At 32.2% G+C, this 26,455-nt stretch carries 21 protein-coding genes; 15 read left to right on the top strand and 6 right to left on the bottom strand.

Annotation, left to right across the window (positions count from 1 at the left end; genetic code table 11):
* The first annotated feature begins 100 nt into the window (after positions 1-100).
* From AB1K81_RS10630 to AB1K81_RS10615, 4 genes are read left to right on the top strand one after another with little or no spacing between them, the layout of a single operon-like run.
* A complete protein-coding gene (locus AB1K81_RS10630; RefSeq protein WP_412976634.1) occupies positions 101-2,227 on the top strand; it encodes an ATP-binding protein in 2,127 nt (708 codons plus the stop codon).
* 14 nt (positions 2,228-2,241) lie between these two features.
* Positions 2,242-2,874, top strand: a complete 633-nt coding sequence (locus tag AB1K81_RS10625; protein ID WP_412976633.1) for a hypothetical protein — start codon at positions 2,242-2,244, stop codon at positions 2,872-2,874.
* Positions 2,864-3,514: an HNH endonuclease gene (locus AB1K81_RS10620; RefSeq protein ID WP_412976632.1), complete on the top strand. Its 651-nt coding sequence runs from the start codon at positions 2,864-2,866 to the stop codon at positions 3,512-3,514. Before AB1K81_RS10625 ends, AB1K81_RS10620 begins: the two co-directional genes overlap by 11 nt.
* Before the next feature lie 26 nt (positions 3,515-3,540).
* Positions 3,541-4,980, top strand: coding sequence for an Eco57I restriction-modification methylase domain-containing protein (locus tag AB1K81_RS10615; protein ID WP_412976631.1), 1,440 nt, complete (start codon positions 3,541-3,543; stop codon positions 4,978-4,980).
* A 103-nt stretch (positions 4,981-5,083) separates the two neighbouring features.
* Here the strand turns inward: AB1K81_RS10615 and AB1K81_RS10610 are convergent, their stop codons facing one another.
* Complete coding sequence (locus tag AB1K81_RS10610) at positions 5,084-5,308, bottom strand: restriction endonuclease (RefSeq protein WP_412976857.1); 225 nt, start codon at positions 5,306-5,308, stop codon at positions 5,084-5,086.
* A 562-nt stretch (positions 5,309-5,870) separates the two neighbouring features.
* On the opposite strand from AB1K81_RS10610, the gene AB1K81_RS10605 reads away from it, so the two are divergent.
* The 4 genes from AB1K81_RS10605 (at position 5,871) to AB1K81_RS10590 (ending at position 13,163) form a co-directional block, all read left to right on the top strand.
* Positions 5,871-10,592: a DEAD/DEAH box helicase gene (locus AB1K81_RS10605; RefSeq protein ID WP_412976630.1), complete on the top strand. Its 4,722-nt coding sequence runs from the start codon at positions 5,871-5,873 to the stop codon at positions 10,590-10,592.
* Between the two features lie 216 nt (positions 10,593-10,808).
* Positions 10,809-11,411, top strand: coding sequence for a helix-turn-helix domain-containing protein (locus tag AB1K81_RS10600; protein ID WP_412976629.1), 603 nt, complete (start codon positions 10,809-10,811; stop codon positions 11,409-11,411).
* Positions 11,412-11,742: 331 nt separating this feature from the next.
* Entirely contained in the window at positions 11,743-12,378 is a 636-nt protein-coding gene (locus AB1K81_RS10595; protein ID WP_412976628.1) for a hypothetical protein, read from the top strand.
* A 365-nt stretch (positions 12,379-12,743) separates the two neighbouring features.
* The gene (locus AB1K81_RS10590) at positions 12,744-13,163 is read left to right on the top strand and encodes a hypothetical protein (protein ID WP_412976627.1); all 420 of its coding nucleotides are present in this window, start codon (positions 12,744-12,746) and stop codon (positions 13,161-13,163) included.
* Positions 13,164-13,411: 248 nt separating this feature from the next.
* On the opposite strand, the gene AB1K81_RS10585 is transcribed toward AB1K81_RS10590, so the two are convergent.
* The 4 genes from AB1K81_RS10585 to AB1K81_RS10570 form a co-directional block, all read right to left on the bottom strand.
* Complete coding sequence (locus AB1K81_RS10585; RefSeq protein WP_412976626.1) at positions 13,412-15,004, bottom strand: ATP-binding protein; 1,593 nt, start codon at positions 15,002-15,004, stop codon at positions 13,412-13,414.
* On the bottom strand, positions 14,997-16,391 hold the full coding sequence (locus AB1K81_RS10580; RefSeq protein WP_412976625.1) for an SIR2 family protein: 1,395 nt from the start codon (positions 16,389-16,391) through the stop codon (positions 14,997-14,999). The genes AB1K81_RS10585 and AB1K81_RS10580 overlap by 8 nt, the downstream gene beginning before the upstream one ends.
* A gap of 603 nt (positions 16,392-16,994) precedes the next feature.
* Complete coding sequence (locus AB1K81_RS10575; RefSeq protein WP_412976624.1) at positions 16,995-17,462, bottom strand: competence protein ComK; 468 nt, start codon at positions 17,460-17,462, stop codon at positions 16,995-16,997.
* 30 nt (positions 17,463-17,492) lie between these two features.
* On the bottom strand, positions 17,493-17,759 hold the full coding sequence (locus AB1K81_RS10570; protein WP_412976623.1) for a helix-turn-helix domain-containing protein: 267 nt from the start codon (positions 17,757-17,759) through the stop codon (positions 17,493-17,495).
* A 316-nt stretch (positions 17,760-18,075) separates the two neighbouring features.
* Here AB1K81_RS10570 and AB1K81_RS10565 point away from each other — a divergent pair, with 316 nt between their 5' ends.
* The 7 genes from AB1K81_RS10565 (at position 18,076) to AB1K81_RS10535 (ending at position 24,819) form a co-directional block, all read left to right on the top strand.
* Positions 18,076-18,624 (top strand): RNA polymerase sigma factor, encoded by a 549-nt coding sequence (locus tag AB1K81_RS10565; RefSeq protein ID WP_412976622.1) that lies wholly within the window; start codon positions 18,076-18,078, stop codon positions 18,622-18,624.
* Positions 18,625-18,681: 57 nt separating this feature from the next.
* Positions 18,682-19,557, top strand: coding sequence for a DnaD domain-containing protein (locus AB1K81_RS10560; protein WP_412976621.1), 876 nt, complete (start codon positions 18,682-18,684; stop codon positions 19,555-19,557).
* Positions 19,558-19,670: 113 nt separating this feature from the next.
* Positions 19,671-20,108 (top strand): restriction endonuclease, encoded by a 438-nt coding sequence (locus AB1K81_RS10555; RefSeq protein WP_412976620.1) that lies wholly within the window; start codon positions 19,671-19,673, stop codon positions 20,106-20,108.
* Positions 20,109-20,516: 408 nt separating this feature from the next.
* Positions 20,517-21,593: a DUF6236 family protein gene (locus tag AB1K81_RS10550; RefSeq protein WP_412976619.1), complete on the top strand. Its 1,077-nt coding sequence runs from the start codon at positions 20,517-20,519 to the stop codon at positions 21,591-21,593.
* Between the two features lie 130 nt (positions 21,594-21,723).
* Entirely contained in the window at positions 21,724-22,749 is a 1,026-nt protein-coding gene (locus AB1K81_RS10545) for a restriction endonuclease (protein WP_412976618.1), read from the top strand.
* A gap of 187 nt (positions 22,750-22,936) precedes the next feature.
* Positions 22,937-23,740, top strand: a complete 804-nt coding sequence (locus AB1K81_RS10540) for a hypothetical protein (protein ID WP_412976617.1) — start codon at positions 22,937-22,939, stop codon at positions 23,738-23,740.
* A gap of 422 nt (positions 23,741-24,162) precedes the next feature.
* On the top strand, positions 24,163-24,819 hold the full coding sequence (locus tag AB1K81_RS10535) for a hypothetical protein (RefSeq protein WP_412976616.1): 657 nt from the start codon (positions 24,163-24,165) through the stop codon (positions 24,817-24,819).
* A 401-nt stretch (positions 24,820-25,220) separates the two neighbouring features.
* On the opposite strand, the gene AB1K81_RS10530 is transcribed toward AB1K81_RS10535, so the two are convergent.
* Positions 25,221-26,402 carry a hypothetical protein gene (locus AB1K81_RS10530; protein WP_412976615.1) on the bottom strand — a complete coding sequence of 394 codons (1,182 nt, stop codon included), beginning with the start codon at positions 26,400-26,402 and terminating at the stop codon, positions 25,221-25,223.
* Between the last annotated feature and the right edge of the window lie 53 nt (positions 26,403-26,455).

Raw genomic sequence — 26,455 nt, 5'->3', positions numbered from 1 at the left:
CGAAGAGCCTTATCATAAGTGAAAAAATAATTATGAATTGTAAAAAAGTGTATAATATTAAATAATAATTATAAAAGCATTAAATAGGAGGAGGGGTTATATGGAAAATATAAAATTCACAATAGAAGATAGAGAGATTGCTGAGCTATTAGGTAGACAAAATTTTACGAGTAAAGAATCCGCGGTTTTTGAATTGCTAAAAAACAGTTATGACGCAGGAGCTAAAACTTGTGATATTTATATAAATGATGATTATATAAAAATTATTGACGATGGAAAAGGAATGAATGAGGAAGATGTAAAGAAAAGCTGGATGCATGTTGGGAAAAGTGATAAAGGTTATATAGATGAAGATAATAGTAGAGTTTTAACTGGATCAAAGGGTGTAGGAAGATTTGCTTTGGCAAGATTAGGTGACAGAGCTAAGATTATGACTAAAAAAGAAAGAAATCTTCCAGTGCAATGGGAAACTGATTGGGTTAATTCTGGTATTAAATTAATTACAGGAAATGTTGAAATAGGAACTTTTATAGAAATAACAGAATTGAGAGATAAATGGCGAATAAAGGATATAAAGAAATTAAAAGATTTTCTCAATAGAGTTTATAAGAGTGAAGAAATGAAAGTATTTGTTCATTTTAATCAAGAAAAACCTTATCAAGTGAATTCGGTATTTAAAGAAATAAGAATAGGTGTCAACTATAGTACGAAAATATCTTTAGATTACAATAGTAAAAATATGGAGTTAACAGTTGCTATAGAATCAGATGAGTTTAAGGAGGAAATTAGTGAAATAGTAGATATCAATTCAGTTAAAGATTATAAAGAAACGTTTAGTATGGAAAATGAATTAAAATCCTCAAAATTTATTGAGGATTCTACCTTCTATTTAACTCAATTAGGTGATTTCAGTGCTGAATTATATTTTAGTCTAGAAAAACAGCCAGCTCGTATAGCTGAGAAATTCATGTATAAATATAACGGATTAGATAGTATTGATACAAGGATAGTTCTATATAGGAATAATTTTAGTATTTCTTCTTTAGATGGAATTAAAGATTGGCTTGAAATAACTTCTCGTGCAAGAAAATCCCCTGCAGCAGCAAGTCATCAAACGGGTAGTTGGAGAGTGAGATTCAATCAGATTTTTGGATATGTTGATATTGATAAAAAGATAAACAAAAATTTGAAAGACTTAGCAAATAGACAAGGCCTGGAAGAGGATGAGTATTACACCTTTTTTACAGAGATTTTGCAGTTCGGTTTAAGTAGGTTCGAAAGACATCGTCAGAAAATTATTAGAAAAATTGATGATAAGAGTAAAACTGAAGTTAAAGTAGAAGAGGAAAAAAAGAAACTTAATGAATTTTTGAAAAAGCCATCAACTGTTACTAAAATGTCAAAACAAGAAATTAATATTCTGGTTACTGAAATAAAGGATATTCAGAGAGAAGCTATAGAACAATCGAAAGTATATAAAGAAAGTGAGCAAAAACATAAATATGATGTAAGAATCTTAAATGTTCTAGCAACTCAAGGATTAAGAGCTAGTGCAATTGCACACGAATTACATAATAAAAGAAATGCACTAGTTACAGGGTTTCAAGATATTATCAGTTCTTTAGATGAATATGGCTTTTGGGAAGAGTTAAATTCGGAGGAATTAACGAGAGTTTCATATAAAAATGTGCCTAAAACTTTGAAAGATTTAGAGGAAATAAACATTAGGCTAATAGCATTTTTAGACATTATTCTAAACAATATTGAAAAGCAGAAGTTTAATTCTAGAGTTGATTCAATTGAAAACATAATCTCCCACTTAATAGATACTTGGAAACAACAATATAATTGGATTTATTTTAATTTAAATATAAATGAATTTCCGAGAGAATATCAATTCACTGAAGATGTATTAGAGGTAATTCTTGATAATCTAATATTGAATAGTATACAACATAACGAATTTAAAGACAGATTAATTATAAATATAGAATTAGAAGTAATTGAAGACCTGATAAGGTTAAAATATACTGATAATGGAAGAGGATTACATAGTATTTATAAAAATGACCCATATAGAATACTAGATGTACATGAAAGTTCTAGACAAGATGGGCATGGATTAGGAATGTGGATAATTAATAACACTATACACATGTATGGTGGTAAGGTTATTGAAATAGATGGAGAAGATGGTTTCAAAATTGATTTAACTTTAAAAGGGTAATTGGGGGTAAAACTATGATCAAGAAGACAATAAATATAAGTTATATAGATGATAGAATAGATAATATACTAGATAGATACTTGGACGATTTTTGTAAAAACCATAATAATAATAATCGTGATTTTAACTATCAATTGAATTTTTCCGATTACACGTTCAAAAGTACGGACACTTATAAAACTTTATTAAGTAATAGTATTATAAACAATTCAAACATAATTATTATAGATTCTAGATTATTTGAAAATGAAAATTCTAATCTAAGTAAATTTACAGGAGAGCAGTTTAAAATTATTTTAAGACAGGTATTACCTTTTATAAAGACTATAGTAATTAGTCAAAATATTCCTGAAGATGGATCTTTAACGATAAAGAAGTTTCAAGCTAACGGTACGATGAATACAGATGGAGCAATTGATTATTATAACGAGGTTATGGCACCAGTATTAAACAGTACTATTTTAGCTATAATTGAAGAGTTTGAGGTATTACAGCAGTTGACACTTGATAATGAAGTAGACCCTGTTTTAATTGGTACAATACAATCAACCATAACGGGTCTTCATGACACAGCTTTATTTGAAAAAGAAGATTTGGATAAGTTAATTGATCTATTTAATGAGGTTAAAGCTAATTATGATTACTAAACAATTAAACGATTATAGAAATACTTCATATAAGGTATATGACTACACTTTAGGTAAAAAGAAATTAGACTTTATGGATGATTTTAAATCAATACATCCTAGGGCATGGAACATCTATAGCTATGTAAATAAAAATGGAGAAGGTTTTAACATAAAATTTAGAAACTTATATCATGATAAATGTGTATATTGTGGAATTAGTACACAAGTAATAAATTCTTCAAATTTTGAAGTTGATCACTTTATACCAAAAACGGTGTTGGATTTAAAATTAGAGTATGATAAGAAGGATATTCATGGAATAGATAACCTAGTTAATAGTTGTAAGATGTGTAATAGAGGAAAAAAGGATTTCTTATGTGATTCAGAAGAACTAGAAAATTTACATCCTGATAATAATAAATTGCCATTCATATTTTATAGAAACAAAGATTTGTCAATAGAGGTTAGCAGCGATTATAATAGGGATACTGTCAAAGATTTTTATACAAAACTAAAATTAGATAATCAGTTGAGAAGACTAGATTATTTATTGATGGAAATGAAAGACTTTTGTGACAGGTATGAAGGGGCGCCAATTATTAATGAAATTCATAGACTCATTCTTAAAATTGAAAGTAAAAGAAGAAAAAACTATTAAACTTTCTCTTGCGTTGGTGAATTATTGTGAATAGTAAATGTCAAATATTCACGCCTACACCATATGTGAAGAAAATGTTAGACGCAATAGGCTATGAGGGAGAAGAAATTCTAGGAAAATATATATTAGAGAATTCATGTGGAGAAGGGAATATTTTAATAGAAATTGTAATTAGATATATTGAGGCATCAATTTCACTCCATCATTCAATTCAGAAGATAAAGAATGATTTGGAAGAATATATATTGGGTTTTGAAATAGATAGAAATATTATTGATATTTGTATAAATAATTTAAATCGAGAAGTTAGGAAGTATGGAATAAAAGATGTAAAATGGAAGATTTATAACGTAGACTATTTAAAATATGATTTACAACAAAAAGTAGATTTTGTTGTAGGAAACCCACCTTATATCATGTATCAGGAATTGGAAACAGAAGTTAGAAAATTTATTAGAAATAATTTCTCTACGTGTTTTTATGGAAAATTTGACTATTGTTACGCATTTATAGAAAAAAGTATAAAAGAACTTAACATAAATGGTAGGATGTCTTACATAGTTCCCAATAGCTTATTTAAGAATGTATTTGGTAAAGATATTAGAAACCTTATGAAAGATAGACTTGAGAGAATTTATGATTATAAAGAGAGCTTCGTGTTTGGGAAAGACATCCTTACTTCACCTGCAATTTTATGTTTGATAAATAATAATCCAGAAAATATATTAATATATTATGATGTTGATAACAAAAAAGAAATAATTATAGATAAAACATTGTTACAAGATAAATGGTATTTTTCAGCTGGTGTAAGTATAAATGAAAATACAAATTCAAAAAAGTTCGGGGATTATTTTAAGGTATCTAATAGTGTAGCAACCTTGTTAAATGAAGTATTCATTATTGACAAAAGAAACATCCTGAGTGAGTCCAATCATTATATTGAGATAGAAGGGTTTTATTTAGAAAAAGGAGTACTTCGAAGTGCTGCTAGTCCTAGAAGCTATTCCCTTAATAGGGAAGAATATATAATTTTCCCCTATATCTATTTAAACGGTAACTTAGAAAGATATAGTGAGGAGGAGTTTAAGTCAAACTTCCCAGGGGTCTATGCATATCTTGCAAATGCTTATAAGAAATTGAATGATAGAAAATCAGATAAATCTGCAAAATGGTTTGAATATGGTAGAAGCCAGGCCCTTCAATATCTGAATCAAGAGAAATTAATGATATCTTCAGTTATTACTAATGAAGTTAAAGTCTATCAATTAGACAAAGATATAATTCCATATTCTGGATTTTATATTATTCCTTTAGCTGAAAAAAGCTTAGATGAAGCTGTGAACATTTTAACTTCTAAGGATTTTTATTCTTATTTATCTTTAAGGGGGATTAATGCTAATGGTAAGTCGCTTAGATTTTCTGTAAATGATATCTTAGATTTTCCATTAGAGAGCCTAAAATAAAGTAATAGAGAGTCAAATTTAACTATTTCTAACTCTACGATACTTTTTTTATTTTAGATTATTAATGACATAGGGACGTATAATAGACTCGTCCCTATGCTTATCATGCAAACTCCTCATTTGGCTCATACACTTTATTTTCCATTGCTTCAAGCCAATATGTCACTAGCTTTATTCCATCAATCAGCTCAATATTCAGATCCTTAGCATATTTCTTAGCTGCAGGATTAAAATCGGATGTTGTAACAACATAACCTCCTGTAGTCCCTCGCTTCACCATATTTGAGTGAATCAAGGCGATAGGAGTATAGTCAAGATTGTTCTTTATATGCCTTAACTTGGCCTAAATAGAGTCCATCTTCTCTTTCATGCTCGAAGTCTACTCCATAGTCTCCTGTTTTCAAGGTAGTAAAAGCTTTTCCTCCATATTGACTCTTCATAATAGATACAACAAAATCTTCGAATTGAGTTGCTTTAGAAAGATATCTGATGATTTCTCGAATACAATTTCTTGATTGTCGTTTTTAGAATAGGGAAAATTAAACCTATAGTGCAATCCCATAGCCATAGTTTTCTTTAATTGTGAAAGGTACAGTGGAAGATTAATATTGATGATATTTGTTGAAGAAGAAACTACTGACTAGTTAAGAAGTAAATACTATCTAGTAGTCTTTTTTGTATTTAGAAGAGTGATATAGTTTGAGACTACACTAAAAGACACCTAAACCTTCTAGGTTTACTGTATAAACTTGGAGAAAATGGGGTAATCCGATATTCTCTTGAGTTTCTACCAAATGAAGAATAAAATTAAATATAAAAGGAGAATCAATCACAAAACAGTCAAGAGTATTTAGAACTAGCGTTTTGATGATTTGGAGGGATTAAGACGTATGGAAGAAACAGTAAGTTATCAAGTCAGCCATTCATTCGATAAGATAATCTTTAATTTAGAACGAGATGACATGTCACAACGTGATCGTGGGACACTTTTTGAATTACTGGTTGCAGCATATTTAAAAAAGGAACCTATGTATGCACGTTTATTTGATGAAGTATGGATGTTAGCGGATGTTCCTGAAAAGTATGGTATTCCGAAGAGGGACACTGGTGTAGATTTAGTTGCTCGTAATAGGGAAACCGGTGAGCTATTTGCAATTCAATGTAAGTATTACTCAAAAAACACATCAATCCAAAAATCTCATATAGATTCTTTTTTAAATGAAGTAGGAAAGAGTTATTATGCTGAAGGGATTATTGTAACTTCAACAGATAAATGGAGTGATAATGCAGATGACGCTTTATTAAACCGTGATAAAAACATTGCCCGTATTGGATTATCACAACTGCGTGAGAGCGAAATTGATTGGTCGCAATTCTCATTTGAGAAGCCTGAGAAAGTTGCATTGAAATCACCAAAGGAACCACGTCCTCATCAGCTTCCTGCTATTGAAGCGGTGTTAAACGGATTTAAAACAGCTGATCGTGGGAAGTTGATAATGGCACCTGGTACAGGTAAAACCTATACTTCTATGGTTATTGCCGAGAAAATGGCAGAAAAGAAGGAGGATCCTTTCAGGGTACTATATCTTGTCCCAAGTATTCAGTTACTTTCGCAATCTTTAAGAGGTTGGACTGCTGATTCTAAGTTTCGCCACGATATGGATACTTTTGCTGTATGTTCGGACAGAAAAGTAACGAAGAAAGCTAAAGGTGAAAGTGAAATTGAGGATATTGCTGCAGCAGACTTAGGTTATCCAGCAACGACTGATTACCAAAAGTTACTGGAACGTCAGAAGGTTATAGATTCAGCTGATAGTCAAAGTAAATTCATGGTAGTATTTTCAACATATCAGTCTATTGATGTCATTATCGAAGCTCAGAAAAATGGCTTTTATGAGTTTGATTTAGTTGTGTGTGATGAAGCACATCGTACAACTGGTGCAACTGAATCAGGAAAAGAAGCTAGTGCTTTTGTTAAAATACATAGTGACAATAACATAAAAGCTAAAAAACGTTTGTATCAAACAGCAACGCCACGTATTTATGGGGAAGATGCTAAGCAAAAGGCAGATGAAATGTCTGTTGTAATTGCAGATATGAACGACGAAAGTATATATGGTGAGGAATTTTACCGTATAGGATTTGGAGATGCAGTAAATAAGGGTATTTTAACAGACTATAAGGTAATGGTTCTAGCTGTTGATGAAGAAATGATTGCTCGAAGTTTTCAAAACATGTTGGCTAATAAACGTGATACAGAACTAGAGTTTGATGATGTAACGAAAATCATCGGTTGTTGGAATGGTTTAATTAAACGAAAAAGTAATTCCAATGTTATCTCTACTAATCCTATGAAACGTGCAATTGCTTTTACTGGAACAATACGTGAGTCAAAACTGATTAAGGAAATGTTTACCGAAGTGGTGGACATGTACATTAATACTTCAGGAGACCAAAGAGAGCCAGTGCGTGTAGAAATAGATCATGCAGATGGATCAATGAATGCCTTACAGAAGAATGAAAAAATCTCTTGGTTGAAATCTGAAGTTCCAGCTAATACATGTCGTATCCTTTCCAATGCACGTTTTCTTACGGAAGGTGTAGATGTCCCTGATTTGGATGCAGTTATGTTCCTAAAACCTCGTAAATCACGGATTGATATTGCACAGGCAGTAGGGCGTGTTATGCGAAAAGCACCAGGAAAAGACTATGGATATGTTATTCTTCCAATTGGTATTCCAGCAGGTATAGACGCTAATAGTGTATTAGATAAAAATGAAAAATACCAGGTAGTTTGGGATGTTCTAAACGCACTACGTTCTATAGATGAACGCTTTGATGCTACGATTAATAAATTGGAATTGAATAAAAGGAAGCCAGACCAGTTACAAGTTATTGGTGTAGGTTCAGCACCTGATGAAAGTGAAGGCGGATTTACAATAACAGAAGAAACTGAGCAGTTAGCTCTCAGTCTTGATGAAGAAGGTTTTTCAGACATTGAACGAGCTATTTATGGCAAGATCGTAAAGAAAGTAGGGAATGTACGCTATTGGGAAGATTGGTCAAAAGACGTCGCTGAAATTGCTCAACAGCATATGATGCGTATTCGAGTTATGCTCGAGAATACTAATAGTGGAGCGTATAAGGCATTTCAAAAGTTTATTTCAGGACTGCGTCATAATATAAACGGTTCTATTTCAGAACAACAGTCAATTGAAATGCTGGCCCAGCACTTAATTACAAAACCAGTTTTTGAAGCATTATTTGAATCCTATAGTTTTGCGAAAGACAACCCTGTTTCTCAAGCTATGGACGCTGTATTGGATGTCATGGATAAACAAGGACTTATGAAGGAACAAGAGCGTCTGGAGGAGTTCTATGAAAGTGTACGTATAAGAGCTGAAGGAATTGATAATCTTAAAGCAAAACAGGACATTATTATTCAATTGTATGATAAGTTCTTTAGAGTTGGATTTAAAGAAACAACGGAAAGATTGGGAATTGTGTTTACGCCTGTTGAAGTCGTAGACTTTATCATTAATTCTGTAGAAGAAGTGTTAAAGAAACATTTTGATAAGTCGATTAGCGACAAAGGGGTTCATGTACTTGATCCTTTCACAGGTACAGGAACGTTTATAGTACGATTGTTGCAGAGTGGATTGATTTCCAAAGAAGACTTATTAAGGAAGTATACAAAAGAACTTCATGCCAATGAAATTGTGTTATTGAGTTACTATATCGCTGCTATTAATATAGAAGAAACATTCCATTCAATTCTAAATGAAGACTACAAGCCTTTTGAAGGAATTGTTTTAACAGATACATTTGAAAGTACAGAGAAAGAGGATTCATTTGAAGATGAATTGTTTGGTGAGAACAATGAGCGACTAGAGAGACAACGTAGTGAACCAATTTTTGCTATAATTGGGAACCCGCCATATTCTGCAGGACAATCAAGTGAAAATGATAATAATGCAAATAACGAATATCCAAATTTAGATGGTAGAATCTCCAATACTTATGCTAAGTTCACAAAAGCCAAAATGAAAAAAACCCTTTATGATAGTTTTATAAGAGCTTTTAGATGGGCTTCAGATAGAATTGGAGAAAAAGGTGTAATTGGCTTTGTTACAAATGGCTCATTTATAGACAGCCAAGCTACAGATGGATTACGAAAATGTTGGCATGAGGAGTTTAATTACATATATGTTTTTAACCTTAGAGGTGATGCTAGAACGTCCGGTGAACAGAGAAGGAAGGAAGCAGGAAATGTCTTTGGAGAAGGAAGTAGATCCTCAGTTGCGATAACAATTCTAGTAAAAGATGGGTCAGAAAATCATGAAATTGACTACTATGACATTGGTGATTACCTAAATAAAGACCAAAAGTTATCTACCATTGCCGAGCTTAAATCAGTTAAAGGAATTAGTTGGAATAAAATTACTCCTGATGATAATAATGATTGGTTAAACCAAAGAGATGAAAGGTATCAAACTTTTGCTCCTTTATTTTCTGACTCCGATAAGAGAGTATTTAATGAAATGATGATTGGAATTACTACAAGTAGGGATTATTGGGTATACGGATTCTCAAAAGAAAAAGTCATAGAAAATGTTAATCGCATGGTCGAGAATTATAATTCAGAAATTGAACGCTTAAAAAAAATAGGGGAAACTGGAAATGTAACGTTAATCAATACAGAAGGTTCATTCGTTAATTGGAGTAGGGCATTAAAGAGGAAGTTCGAGAAATCTCAAGTTATAAAAGTTAATAAAGATAATGTTGTGTTAAGTCAATATAGACCTTTTTGTAAAAAATGGTTGTATTATGAAAGTGATATAATTGAAATGCCAGGTAGATTTCATAACTTCAGCGTTGATCCAGAAAGTTTTAAGTATATTCATACTCTTGGATTGGGTTCGAAGAGAGAATTCTCTGCTATAATTGGAAACTATATTCCGAACTTCCATAACATGGATACAGGAAAAGTATTTGTTAATCAAATAAACGATAATGAATCATTGTTTGTTAGTGATAATTTTGGAAATATGTCAGAATACGTGTCAGAGTCTTTTGGAATGAGCCGTGAAGATATGTTTTATTATATTTATGCTGTACTTCATTCCTCTCAATATAAAGAGCTCTTTAGCAATGATTTATCAAAGCAACTTCCTAGAATACCACTTTTAAAAAATAAAGAGCAGTATGTAGAGATAGGGCGAAAACTAGCGGACTTACACTTGAATTACGAAAAAGTTGAACCTTATTCTGAAGTTATAATTGAAGGAAAAACAAATCCTTCGTATAAAGTTAAAAAGATGAAACACCCTAAGAAGGGTGTATTGGACAAAATAGTGTTCAATAATGATATTACCATTTCTAATATTCCTAATAAGGCTTATGAGTATGTGGTAAATGGTCGTCCTGCAATTGAATGGATTATTGACCAATATCAGGTGAAAGCTGATAAAAAGTCGGGAATAGTTGATGATCCTAATTTATACTCTGATGATGAACGTTACATTTTTGACTTGCTACTACGTATAATAAATGTATCTGTACTAACAGTGGACTTAGTAAACAGTTTGCCAACTTTTGAAATTATTGATTAATCTAGTGTAGTACCTAACCTGTTTAAGCTGAGGAGGTCGAAATTTTACAATATCGGCCCCTTTTAATGAATGAACCATTTACCATACTTTACCCTTAGAAAAACATGATTCTATAAAGAAAAATCAGACGAAATACATTATACAATAACTATTAATATAGTTTTGTCTTAATTGTAATCACCTTAATGAACCCCAAGGAATTACGGAGGAATAGGCATGAATAAAGAACTAAATGAGGTTCTAATAAATGTTCTTTTGCTATTTGATACTGATGAAATAAGTAGAAAGCTAGAAAGAATTAGAACAGAATATAAACGAATTCATGAAACAAAAGAAGAAATACAGACTGGCTTTGGACATACTTTTTCAAGAATCAGTTTTATGAGATTTGAAGAGGCCATTAAAAGAAATACAAATGATCAACATGAGAATTTTCATCAATATGTAAACAAGTTAATGTTTGAAAAAGATATAACACAATCTACCTTATCTAAACGTAGTTTAATCAATGAATCCACATTAAATAGATATATAAATGGATCAAGGGAAATCCCAATAAACATGCTGTTCCGTATAGTATTAGCAATGAGGTTAAGTTTACTGGAAACTGAGATTTTGTTAAGGAAAGTTGGTAAAAGATTTAAGGAAGCCTATATGGATGGTGTTATAATGGAAGCGATTGAACAAGGAATATACGATATAATAAAAGTAGAGGTAGTTCTCCGGGAGTTTACGGAAGGTAAGGAATCACTTTTTACAAAGAAAGAGTTAGAGGAGTATGACTTTAAGGACGACGATTTGGAAAAAGAGTTAGTATAACTATAAAGGTACTCTATTGATCAATAGAATTTAAAATTATAATGCAGCATAGTATAATCATCGTTTTCTATATATTTAGGAAACGATTTTTTGTAATAAAGTTAATTTATAGTATATTTATGTTACAATTATACTAAAAGAATATCTTGGGGGAGAACAGATGCTAGAGTTAAAGAACCCATTCAGTCGTAATAGATTAAGTTTTAAAGAAAAGATAAACTAAAAATTTACTAAACTAACTTTACCTTATATTAAAAAGATACCTATAGATGAGAATTGGAAAGTAAAATCAAAATATCTTCCTAAAGTATTAGAATCAGCAAGAATTACAGTGGAAGGTTGGGAAAGAGAAAAGATCAGTACATCTGAAATACCTAAAGATATTGACTTAGATTTACTTTCTATATATGTAGCTGAATATATACCAATTGAGAACGTAGATAGGTTAAATAAAGGCCTAAAAAAACTTTTGAAAAATTACACTTTCGGTTTTCAGCAAGGACAAACAGATCGAGTAGATGAATTTTGTAATGAAGTTAAAAAGAGTATTCAAGGTGGACGTTGGAGTGACTTTGGTATTATAGATTTTAATAATAAGGGTATTATTTCTGATTTTGTAAAAAATATACATATTCAAGGTACACACTTATCTTCATCCTCAATTATTTTACAGTTTGTGATAACCCCATCTGATAAGTTTAATAACAAATATAAGAAGTTAATTGAGAGCGATATAAAAGAGGGGCATTCATTTGATCTTAGATTTAAAAACTTATTAAAGTTTTGGGGAGGGAAAGGTCTATCATATGATATTGTAAAAAATCAAATGTTAGAAGATTTAGTCCTAGAGCTGAAATGGAGAACAATGAAAGAAATCAGTAATTACTTCACCTTGTATTTTACAAAAAACAAACTGATTCCTCCAGGTATTGAAGTCTACAAGTTGAATCAAACTTCATGTGTTTAAAAAAAAGCTAAGAATGAGAAAAGAAGTTCATTCTGGAATTCAATTGGAATGGATAGTCCTTTCAGCGACATATCTAAGGACGGTTACTGGCAGTTATATACCGAAGGAAGGGAACCTTATTTGATTGATAATTCATTGAAGGTAACTTGCAATTCAACAATTAAACGGGAGCCAATGTATCATTCACTAGAATTCCAAATTGTTTATATGTTAAAAGAGTTTGCGGATTTGCTACTTCCAATTATGGTGATGAGAGAGTATTCGGTAGATACCAGCAAGAAAATTGCAATACAGCAAAATAAAACTTTTTCATCAATAAAAAAGGAAAACCAAAGTATCAAAAATTAATAAATATAAGGTATGAATTGGAAAGGAATCTACAAATTCTCAAAAGGTTTAAAAATGAAATAGGTGAAAATTACTTTGATAGAGTAAAATCAAAAATTAAGAGGTTAGCTGAATTTGAACCAATAAATCCTAGATATATTGATAGGAGTGCAACTGAGATGGTTGTCGATAATACTAAATATATTATTGATAATACGTTTGATTATTCTCAACACTTTGCCAAGATGATAGATGAAACTGTTCAATTGCTGGAAATTAAAACAAACAACTCGCTTAGAAAAAGGTCATTTTGGCTTTCGGTAATTACAGTTGTTTTATCAGTAGCAGCAACTACATTTGCTGGTATGTCATTGTTTTATCAGTTAAGTGAGCAATATCAGGAAAAGATAATTAACTTATTTAGTCCCTTTATAGATTTGTGGTCATACTTTTTTTAAAGAAGAAGAGTTATTCATAATAGAAAGTTAAGTAAAAGGAGAGTGTTTTTTCCTCATCCTTTTACTTGTATCTTTAATAAGAAGTCCATCATATAATTAAATGTATGGTTGCCTTTTATTATGGAATGATTGCATAATTAAATAACATATGCGAAATAAAGTAGTCTACAGAATCTACGTAATTACTAATAAAAAAAGACGTATGCTATTTCTAAATAGGTTATGAAATTCTGACTTATAAGAGACGATTATTCTGCAATTTTCCAAGATCCAATCACTTTTGGATCCTCACTTTTAGGAACAGGCGACGCATCAGCTATTTTTACTATATCTGTATAACCAAATGCTTCACCGAAAACAATTGCATATTGTTTCTCTAATCCCGGCACAAATTTTATTAAGTCTTGATTATTACTGGACAAGTTTCTGTTAACAAACTCTAAGTCTAACTTGTTAGTTATTCTGTGAACAATGAATGAGTTGCATTGTGAGACTATTGATTTTGTAAGCTCAGAGGGTCTTTGACTGGAAACTATTAAGCTAATTCCAAACTTTCTTCCTTCTCGTGCAAGTCGTTCAATATAATATGTTCCCAATTTGAATTCTTCCTGTTCTTGTTCATTAATATAGCGGTGAGCTTCTTCAAAGAGCATTACTAAACTGTCAACATTGCTTGTTTTTCTATTCTCTATAGCCCATTCATAGACCAATTTGGAAAACAGAAACATTACAATATCTAATTCATCTTTTTCAAAGTCCGCTTCAATTATAAAGATTTCAAAATCAGATTCTATAATCTCCTCAATTGTATTTTTTTCTCCATCTCTGCTCTCTATAATATGATAAATTCTAGGATCATCAGTAATAGTTTGGATTCTATTCATCATTGTTGAACACCAATTGAACCACTGGCTAGCTTTGAAATTATCAAATTCTCCAGTAAAATTCCCATCTTTATCTTTTTTTCTAGCATTATTCCATAGCCATCTGTTAATTTCTTCTTGAAGGTCACTAAATTGAAAGAATTTTTTGTTCTCAGTGTCAGTTCTTTCTTTAAGTGAAATTATACAATTTTTTAGAATGGGTGCTTGAACACCAAGGCTCGCTCCCAAAAATCGGAAATACTCAGTAAAACTTAAATGATAATGTGGTAAGTATAATTCCTCTTTTTTTATTTTCTTTACTGAGTATTCAGTTCTTTCAAAGGCTTGCTCATATTCATCATTCGAATCAAAGATGATAATTTTAGGTTTAATATTTACTGGATTACCAGTTTTATCTTGTAGTCTTCTTTTTAAACCCTGAAAAAGAGAGGCAACAGTAGAACTTTTTCCAGTACCTGTATTTCCGAATATTCCCATATGTTTTCCGAACAATATATCTGGATTTGCCGAGATTTCAAGTTGGTTATCATCATAACTGGTACCAATTGGTAGATTGTAAGGGGCATTTATACTAACAATAGATTGATATATTTTTTGGCTAATTGAAAGAACTTCACTACCAATAATGGGAAAGCTATTGATACCTGAATCGAATTTCATTAAATAGTCATCATAAACTCCCAACAAAGTTGCTTCGATTACAAAAGAATTATTACTCTTTAAAAAAATATCATCAGGGATAAAGGTGTTTTTATCAAATATTTTGGAAATCCTTCCAATTATTCTCTTTCCATTTGGTAAAATACTGTAAATCAACTTATTGATTGATGCTACATAATCATTAATTCCGTACTTTAGAACTAGCTTATTAGCCACATTTTCATCTGTTACTTCAATATGTATTGCTAATCCCTCGATTTTTATTATTTTCCCTATTCGTACATCCCCGTCAAACATTGCTATTCATCTCACCTTTTAATTTTGTTAATGTATCGAGAATTACTTTCTCATTATTATCAAAGTTAGGATATGGTACTAGATAACCGGTAATATATTGAAAATCTCCTAGTAAGTTCCCGAAAAATATAGTAATTCTGGAATCTTCAAAGCTCCTTTCTATTAAACTTTGAAGAAATGGAGAAATATTTCCGTCAGATTTATTTGAATAAGAGAAAATTATTAGATTAAAGTCAGGATTAGACAACGCATTGGTAATTATATCGTTAACGTGTTCATCAAGAAAACTATAGCCCATAACTAATAAAGTGGAATTTGGCTTATTACAAAATTCAATAAACTGGCGGAACATTTCACTATAAGGTAAATCTAGTGAGTATGTTTTCTTAGATTGAACGGGATAAATAATACAATCTGGAATTAATGTTCCTTCACCTTCAGTAGATAACATTTTAAAATCTAATTGTTTTTCTGAAATACCGTAAGGAGGTTTGTAATTATCAAAAAACCAAGAAAGTGATCCATGTAATTTAAATAAATTTATCCCTTTAGTATAAGTTTTCCCTCCGTCTGAATATTGAATATGTGTATCAAGATGAAATGAAGCGGGATTAAAAGAACGGTAATGAAATCCAGAAAAACCATTGTTAACATGTATTCCAAGTTCTTCCGCTGTTTTTTCTATTAACAAGTCATAGTTTAGAGTAAAAATATTTACTTTATTACTCTTTGCCCCTCTTGAAACTAACTTTTTTAAAAAAGTTTTATGAAGATGATTTACTTCATAATCAATTGTTAGCACAAAATTCTTGATAAAAATTTCTTTAAAACTTTCAACTAGTTCCTCTAACTGATTCTTGATGGAGTCATCTTGAAGTATATTTTGATAATAGGAAAGCATTTCATATAATCCATCTAATGCCTGTTCTGGCCTTTTCTTAGCTAGATTAAGTAATACATTTTCCAATGCTTCCTTGTTATTAACGTGTTCATCAAATTTGTGATTCTCTAATAAAGTAGTGTGTTCTAGCTTTTGATTTGTATTAATTGCCTTAGACCCTGCATATAGAGAACAACCATTACTCATCAAAATATGTAGGTTTTCACTTTGAAGATACTTATTTAGAATATTATTTCTAATTGTTTGTGTTTTCTTCTTTAACTGATCTTTAATATCAGAAATAACATGGTCACTTTTATCTATTTGTCTGCTTGAAAAAAATTCTCTATGGAACGTCTCTTGTAGAATATCGGTAAGATATAGATGAAAATCTTCTGATTCCTCGGAAGTAATTAGAGCTGGATCATCTTTACAGAAAAACTTCTGTAATTCACTATTTTCGAAATTAATGTTATGAGTCATTTGATTATAAATATATTCGTGCATTTTAGAACCCCATTCACATATTTTTCAATATATGATATTATTCGACAACACTAAGACGAATTCCTTCATTTGTCTAATAAATAGAATTACTTCCCAGGTAGACTCATATATTCTTTTGTTGAAATTAGGCATGATGATCTTAAAAATCAGATTATGAAGATTAATAAAGGAAAATCTCAAAACTATAATGAGAGGTGTCCTTCTCTTAGAATTATTGCCTTTAGATTGATACGGGGAACAGTATCATAGATATAGCTTTCATAAATTTTTATGATTTAACCGACTTAATACTCTCTATCATTATGAGCTCTTCAAGCTATTAATAAAGCTTCAGATTTTCTAAATATTCTAAGCAGGAAAAACAAAGAATATGTTGAATTAATAAGAAAAACTAGTTCAATTGGAAGTGATAAAATGAACCACGACTTCGACCGCCTACACTGCCCAAACTGTAATAGACTATACAAAATGAAAGACCAAGTTTTCTTAGACGACTTAAATACCGTTATCCACCAGAAGTGCTATAGCCCATATACCACCTATGCGGTCAAAGATAAAGGTACCTATAAAGAAATAATGGAACGTTACGACTTTTTCAGTGAATTAGCTCCGAAGGCCCCCCCTAGAAATGGATAAAATCAGACTTGTCCTTTCCAATTGCTTTATCAACTCGAACCTAGGTACATCAATCACAACTTGAGTCCCATTCTTAAACAAAATCACAGATTGCTCAAGAGTAACTTCCACAATAACTTCAACATGATGATAAAAAATCCAACAACATTTCCTATCCTTCAAAGCATGAGTGGGAAAGGCGTAAATATTTCGATAAACACTTATTGGTATCGGTGTTTTTCTCTTAAAACCCGTTAGATGGGTAATAGAATTTCTTCTACCTTCAAAAGAACTAAAGTTATCCAAACAACCCCTTTCTATAATTTCGAAAGGGGTTTTCTTTATGTGTAAATTTTTATCAGTTTCGATTGCGATAGTCTGATAGTCGGTAAAGTCACTAGGTATTAGAGCCATTGTTTGTTCATTTATTTTATAATGTGGCATTAAACTACTCATATGATAGAACTTCCTTCATAAGAGATTAGTTTACTCTGTTAAATCGATACCATTTGCATCCAATTCTTGAATAATCCGATCGAATATAAGATTGATATTTACTCCTGCATTACGTAACTTTAACAAGGTATCAATACGAGGCAATCTCTTTCCTCTCTCAATCTCACTAATATGTTCAGGACCAATACCAGTATCTTGAGCAAACTGCTCTTGTGTAACATCCCTTTCAATATCACGAATTTTCCTAAGTTCATTCCCGAAAACCTGAGATATTAACTGTAGCTGCTCTTTTTCCACCTAGGCACGTCCTTTTTTGTACCCATTTTCGTAGGAGATAAGCGATTCGACCACAAACGAACGTATGGATTTTTACAAAATATGTAATTTAAGAACTGATTTTTTATTTTCCACAAAAAAATTAAAATACTTCCTAACTTCTAAACCCCCTTCCCAAAATAAGTTTTTAGGGACTTTTTTTCTTAAAAATTGAAGTTTCCTAGGAGAAAGTTCAAATTTGTAGTGAAATTCGTTGAAGTTAGGCGATGTGACAACTTCTTACACTCTAGTTATTCTAGTGGTGCCGGCACAATTATTGCGTGAAGGGGAGTGTTAGATGGATAAGAAATTCACGTTTGAAGAAATATTTAAACAGAATGAAAATCGAATACATTATCACATTCATAAGCTACGAATTAGAGATCCATACAACGAGTTTTATGTAGAAGGGCTCTTCGCGTTGTGGCTAGCATATAAAAACTATCAACCTGACAAAGGACCACTATCTACTTATTTCAACTTCGTGATTCGGAACCGGATGATTGATATGATCCGGAAAAAGGCAAGGGAGCAGAAAATCAATGAAGCTTGTCTTCAGAATGAGAGTATTCAGCAGCAGGACGGGAATTATTCTACGATTAGTAATGGTCCACTTGTGACACCTAAAGATATTGAGGTGGCAGATACCGAGGTGTGGGATGAAGTGAAGAAGTTGCTCACTCCTAATCAATGGAAGTGGGTGGACTACTATATTATTCAAGGACTCTCGCAAAAGGAAATTGCTCAGCTAGAAGGAGTTAGTATTGATGCCGTCAAAAGTTGGGCGAGAGAGGCTAAGAAGAAGCTGCGGGCATCGGGGATACTTAATTGTAAAGAAGATGTTTAAAAAATAGATTTGGATGGGGAGTGTCCCCATCCAGTTAATAGAAAGGAAGATACATAGATGAATTATATTAAAGAGATTAATGCGTTTTATGATCTGATGGAGAGAGAGCCGTTATCCTCATCTGCGGCAATCTTATGGCATACATTGCTACACATCAATAATAAGGCAGCTTGGGCTGAGGAGTTTACCGTGGCAGGTACAGTTTTGAAATGGAAGAGTGGACTGACCGACAGTTCCTTCAAACGGGCTAGAAAGGAACTGGAAGAACGAGGATTGATAGAATGCCGTTCAATCGGTAGTAATGTGCCACCTATTTATAGAATGAAGCGATTATATAAACAAAATAGTATTGTTTTAAAAAGCATGGTGGATTATGGGGAGAAAGATGTAAAGCAGGAGTTGGACCACACTAAGAACCAACAAACGGACTTGCAGATGAACCAGAAGGTGGAGGAGCAAGCGAACCAGCATACTGCCCCAACAAATAAACAAAAAGAAATTAAACAAAACAAAATAAAACACACATCAGACGCGATTCGCTTTTACCAAGAGAACTTTGGTGCAGTCAGTCCATTTTTAGCTGAGGAACTTTTGTCTTGGATCAACGATTTTGGCGATGATTTTGTAATCGAGGCAATGAAGCGTTCATTAGAACGGGGGAAGTTTAACTTTGGTTATGCGAAAGGGATATTGAAGTCTTGGGTGAAGCAAGGGATTCGAACAGTGGAAACGCTTAGGGAGCGGGAGAGTAGGAATGGTAGGTTTACTGGAAATGGTAAGAAACATACCAGCACACGTAGCGGCGAGGTTGTACCGGATTGGTTTATGGAGAGGAAGCAGAAGCGCAAAGAGCAGCAAGATGACTTGAAGGAAGAGGAAGACGTTGAGACGGCGGAGTTGTTGAAGGAGTATTTGGCATCAAGAGTAGTGTAGTAATTATCCAACTATCAAGGAGAGGAGACTTTCTAATTAGACAATATTGGTTGACTTTAATAAAAGATCGGAGAGCGTTATTAAAATACATATTTAGAGAAGAGGATGTCGTCTTGGATGTAATCAAAGATACTATTGCCAAACTAGACCCATGGGAAATGCAAAAACTAGTAGCAGGATTACTAGCTGCAATGGGTTTTCATACGGAAGAAAAGGGCAGGGGTCCAGATGGTGGAGTAGATGTGCTAGCTTACAACGATATCTTTGGCATGGAAATACCATTAATCAAGGCACAAGTAAAGCATTGGAAAAAGAAGGTATCTTCGAGGGAAGTCCAACAGTTAACCGGTGCCCATCCATTGGAGGCTAGGAGTCTCTTTATATCGACTTGTGGATTTACACCGAATGCGCTACACGTTGCAAGTCAAGCTTCTGTTCGGGTTGTTGACCTGGATGAATTAGTACGTTTGGTTGTGGAGTGGTATGAGGAGATGCCAGTTGATGTAAAAGAGCTAATTCCTTTGAGGAAAATGTACGTGCCGGAGGGATAGAGGAGGAAAAAAACAGGGGGGTTTTATTGCATATTCAACTCTAATTTAATGAATGATTAACAGTTTTACTTGATAGAGTACATGAAAATAAAAATTTTCACGGTATAACCTAATTTAGATCTAATAAATCAGAAGTAATATTATGTCATTTTATGGTAAAATATTAAGAAAAATGTGCATTTTTAAAGCCGAGTTAATAGTTGGAATTAAATATCTAACAAAACCTATATAATAATCACGTTAGGAGGTGGTTGGGGAGCATGAACTGGAATACTGAAATAACAAAACGTGATATTAGATATTCGGTTGATAACGGAATGGATATTGGTGAATTATGGAAACTTCAATAATGTTCAGTATGATATGTAATTTTTCAATTCCAATTAATACGAATTAGAGGTGAAAGTAATGAGAAGAACAATTTTGTATTATCCTAATATCGAGATACCTAATAATGACTGGCTTAGAAAGTCATTGTTATACTGGGACGAAGTAAGTTCTATCGTACCAAGAAGTATTGAGAATGACTTGTTTGCAAATAGTTCCTTAATTTCCCAATTAAGAGATGAAGGTGAATTTAGAGCAATTTATCCAGACCAATTAATGCTTAGTGAGGTTTATGGAGATTTTGAAAGAGAGGTTATAAACAAGTTAAAAGGTTATAAAAGATTTATTGAGAGAAACGAAATTGCATCGAGAAAGATATTAAGATCCAATAGCTTAGATAGCTTTGTACATAATGAAAAAATATCAAATAGATTAAATACAATACTGGAACAAATGGATGTTTTTTCCTCAATAGGTGATTGGAAAAGTTTTGATAACCAATTAGCCAATATTTATATGGCTACACTTGCAAAGTATACAGCTTTAGCTGATGCAAATTATACGGTAATTGGTACTGACCAATACGATCCTATTAATCTTATGTACCCTATTAAATATGCTACCAAAAGACCATTACTCAATAGAACGCCAATAGTTAATCTGTCTTTAAATATATTACCTACACCCATGAGTGATGTTCCAATTGAAACAATAATTAGATTTAAAAGAAGATATAGGGAGGAGCTACTCTCTTTTAGAAAACAAGTTAATCAATTCGAGGTAGAAATAAGTAATTCTGAGTCCATTGAACAGATTAAGGAGCAGTTAATGCTTTTTAAAGAAAAAATAGAAAAAGAAACAAGAGAAGCTATACGGATGTTAAAAGGAGCGCGAATTAATTTTTTTCTATCTTCCATAAAGTCACTATTAGATGTAAAATCACCAACTTTAATGGCTACATTAACTGCCTTTGCAGGAGACAGATTTGTAAATTTACCACCAACTGTCTCTTTAGCAGGAGTGGGTATCGCAGGAACTGTTGATTTCTCTATTAATTATATGTCTCTTAATAGAGCTACGAAGGAAAAGCTATCTGACAAAGGTTTTCTCTATCTATACCATGCTCATAAAGGTAAAATTGTTAAAGATTTTATATAAACAAGAATAAATTTCGGGTGATAGATTAATTTAATAATATTCTTATAGAAAGATATATTTATTGGTAAATTTCAGTTGTGTATAGAGGTAATATATAGTTGGTTAGTATTAGAAAGGATGGGGAGTAACTATGACAGTTTGGCTGTTTCGTGCAGGAAAACAAGGCGAATTTGAAAACAAGTTTCTAGAGGATGAAAGAGTCTATCTTACTTGGGATGACCTAAACATAGACTTAAAAGAAATTGAGTCGAAAGAAACTCTATATAGACGATTAATCGAACATTATGATTTAGATAAAGAAAAAACTGCTATCAACTGGGCTTCTCAAATTTGGCCAATTGCACATGCAATGGAAAAAGGTGATTTAGTAGTCTTACCATCTAAGTATAATCGAACAATACATATTGGGGAGGTTGCTGGTGATTATGTGTATGATGAATCACTTGGAAGTCCCTATTATCATTATCGTAATGTAAAGTGGATAGAAAAAGATATTCCAAGGGATCGTTTTGATCAAGATATATTATATTCACTAGGCGCTTTTATGACAGTTTGTAAAATACATAGAAATAATGCGGAAGAACGTATAAATGAAATGCGCAATAATAATTGGTATTTACCAAAAAATAAAAATGTAAAGGAACTAGTTGAAGAGAATGAAGAAACAGTTTCTATCGATTTAGAAGAACACATCTATGACCAAATCTCCGAGAGGATCATACAACGATTTAAGGGTCATAAGATGGAAAATTTGGTTGAGGAAATTCTAAAAGCAAAAGGATTTACAACTTACAGAAGTCCAGAGGGAGCAGATTATGGTGTAGATATATTAGCAGCATCCGATACATTAGGTTTTGGCAACCCAAAAATCTGTGTTCAAGTGAAGACTTCGGATACGCCACTTGATAGACCGACCTTAGATCAACTAATAGGTACAATGAGTAATTTTGGTGCAGACTTTGGCCTGTTAGTTTCATGGAGTGGGTTTAAATCGTCTGTTACGAAGGAGATTCCTAAACAATTCTTTAAGGTTCGTTTATGGGATTCCAAAACTATTATTCAACAAATTTTTGAAAACTATGAGAAGCTGAGTGATGATATAAAGAAGGAGATTCCTATTAAGAGAGTTTGGATGTTGGATAGTGAAGTGGTATGAAGTTGATAATCCCCATTATAAAGTAGCTTAGATGAAGTAACAGAATGGAGGTGGCTAGACACACGGTCTTTGTTTTTGAAAGATAGTTACAACAGAGCGATTTATCAGTAAATGAATTATTATCATTATCTCTTCGAACATTATCAAAAATAATTTATAAGGAATATACATAGAAAGGAATTAATAAGTGGAAGAGTTATTTAAGGTTTTAAAATACATAGGTATACCCGGAATGATTGGCGGGTTGGTTACTATCATTTGGAAGGTTGCTCCATTATCGAACTTGACTGCAGATATAGTAGAAGTGAAATTGTTTTCAAAAGAAAAAAGGTTATTAGTTAAAAGTGTAAAATACATATTTTATTCTTTATTAGCCACTGCTTTTATTTTTATTTTTGTTGATTTTATAATTAATTGGTTAGATAGTGTGTCTTTTACAGCGGTAAACATCTTAATGTTTATAGATCTTATGTTATTCTCTTTTCTACTCTTTTTAACAACGTTCAATAGTGGTTATAGTGAAACAAAGGAATTAATTAAGATTTTTAAAGTGAAATCAATAGTTAAATGTGTATTATTTATTCAAAAACAAAGTGTTATAAAAAAGTTGATCTTCTTTATTTTTTATGTTCTATTAACCTATATATCTATTGGTCTTTCTCTAAGTTATACTATCTTTGAATCTGGGATATATTTGGGAATGAGGGAAAAAGAAGAGGACTATCTTATAGCGATAATAATTTTTTCTTTTTTATTTAGTTTATTAATACCAGTATTATTTAAGCCGGGTATAAGTTTTATTAACTGGTATAAGGAGAAACAAACTATATATGTTGAAGATGAAGAAGATAATACTAAAAGATGGTATATTTTATATCCTACTCAAAAGAATTATGTTCTTCTTGGAAATAAAAAAGAGGAATTCCTCTGTACAGAGAAGAAACTTGTCCATAAAGAAGATATATTAAATAAGGTAATTTACCTTGAATAATAACATCAATATTAAATTAAGAAGCAAAACAACATAGAAATATTAAATATTTAAGATTAGGCAGGAAAACAGCAAGAAAAGAGAAAGTTAGGAAGATATAAAGTATAATTAAACTGAACATTTACGAAACTATCAAATCGTGTTCCTTATGATAAAGAATATATTACAAACAGACAGTATTGATGCTGTCTGTTTTTTTCCCTCAAATAACTAGGGTTAGTCATAGCATAAATAGTTGAATAGTATTACTAATTTTAATGTTATATATCTTTGTTAAATGATTGCAACAAGAATACGAATTTAATTTAAACGTGAAGCAACAGTAGGATTCTATGTAACTTGAAATTATAAGTACATTTACCGATATAATTCAGGAGGGTTATATAAATATTCTTATAATTAAATAGGAGGTTGTTACTATTTTGGAAAATCTATTGATATTTATTGTAGTTATAGGAGTAATTTTATTTCTTGTGTGTATTCTCTTTTTGAAATTTTTACAATTTATTGATTCAAGGATAAACTATGAAAATAAGTTAATAAACTATTATTTCCTTTCTAATAATGGTTCCTTCCAGGTTAGGGTTCCGTACTATTTTTGGCAAACTAGTAAAAAGTTGGCTATTGAGGCGAGGTTTTCGGAAGAAATAACTTTCGAAAATAGAGTTTATGAGGTTTTAGCGAGTTTTAAAAATCAAGATCACCTGGAAAATAAGTTGGATATATTCCCAAGCTGGTTTTATAGAGATTATGTTATAGAAGTGGATTTAAAAAGAGAAGAGAATCTTAATTACGTTGTATATGGAGATGCTATTATTGGAGATAGTAATATTGTTTCTAGAGATAATAGTACAATAACCATTAATCAAGATAATAGACAAATTATTTATAAGGAAATATATTCTTTTTATAGAACAAATCAATTTATAGATTTACAAGACAAAAATATAATTGATGATTTTATGGATAAATTAAAGGGCAATAATGTTAATAAATGGGATATTGACAGGGTCGTAGATATTTTGAATAAGTATATCCCATTCTCTACAGCCATAATAAATTTAATTAGAGCTTTATAACTTCTAAGTGGATGAGAGTGTGAACTTCCTTACTTAAGTATAGTGAAGCAAATACATATAAAGTAAAGTCGTTTTCTGCAATTAATGCTGAATAATTGGCTTTACATATTATCTACAATTAATTATAAACAAGCTGTGCTATTGTTTGCTATGTTTTTTTCTTAATAAGAAACAGGTGTCACTGAATAAATTTTTATAATAGGTCATATTACCAAAAGTGGATAATCCAAAAGATTACTCAACTTTTTTCTATTCACCAACTAAGTTTCCATGCAATTTATTTGTTAGAAGGACTAAGAAGAAGACCAGATAAGTATATGCAATTTTGTGAAGCGGGAAAATAAAGGTCCTCTCAGAAAATCAAAGGGGACGCTCCCCCCTCGGAACCGCCCCTTCATGTCCTAAATAGTCTGCACCAAAATACTAGCAATCACAATAGAAGCAGTAGTAACCGTAGTAAACCCCCCAACCAACATAGGAGTTAGAATTTCATTAAATATCGCTTTTCGTTCTTCCTCATTATCGGCTACACTTCGACTAACTTCCTCACAAAGAATATAGTCGCCAGGGAATCCGAATAGGGCTGTCAGCGCCACTGGTACGCCTTTGTTCAAATCCCATTTCATTAGCTTGGAGGCAAGGATACCACCGATAATAATACCTGTAATCCCGATTATCATAATCGTAAGTATGACGGGGATATAGCCAACAAACATGCTTGGAGTAATGTCATTCATTGCGCCTAAAGAGTAAATGATCAGGCCAACCATCGCAATCCCAAACGAATTGGAACGGTCCATCATTTTGTCATTGTAAAAACCTAATAAAGCACCAACGACACCGACAATCAATGCCCATAAGCTGAAGCTTATTCCAGTAAGATTACCTAAGTAGACGGCGATGGATCCACCGATAAACAGCTGTAATAATAGCATGATATTTGTTTGGTATTTATCCGGTATCCATGTTTTGCGCTTGGTGTCCATAATCGACGCGACATCAGTTGCTGCTGCAGCTTCGGCATTTCCGCTAGAGGATAACTTGCTTTTGATGTGATAAGCATGACGTCTTAGATAGTGTGTTGCTAAGGGCATTCCGATTAAACCTTGAATGGCGATGACTAATGCTGGGATGGTAACTAGGCTCACTAATCCTAGTTCCTGTAGTCGATCTGCTGTTAAGATAAATGCAATCGTTCCACCCGTTAATGGTCCAATTCCTGCAACGGCGGAAGGGTAGTCAAAGATAAGTGGGACAGTGAGCAGGACTAAAATAGTTGCAACGATAATCCCGCATAACGCAATAAATACTGCTCTAATCTGTGCCTTGAGAAGCTTGAAAGGCACCATGGTCCCCATGTGTACGATTAACGGCGCGACCATTAGTCCGCCAAATGCGGTTAATGCCGAAGAACCGACTAGATCCTTTGGGAAAACACCAGTCCACAGGAGGACTAAGTATCCTACCATGACGACAAGCAGCATGGGTATCCGTGCTCTAGACTTAATCGAGAAAAATTCACCTACACCTAACAAAAGCAAAATTAGCATCGTCGCAACGACAGGTTCATTCATGACAGCCATCCCCTTAAATGTATTTTATTTGAATTTTCAATCTTTGAAGTGTGCAGTTCACC

The organism is Ornithinibacillus jepli, assembly GCF_047228935.1.
Classification (GTDB): Bacteria; Bacillota; Bacilli; order Bacillales; family Amphibacillaceae; genus Ornithinibacillus.
The sequence above is the reverse complement of the archived record's forward strand: the minus strand, read 5'-3'. Positions and strand labels throughout refer to the sequence as shown.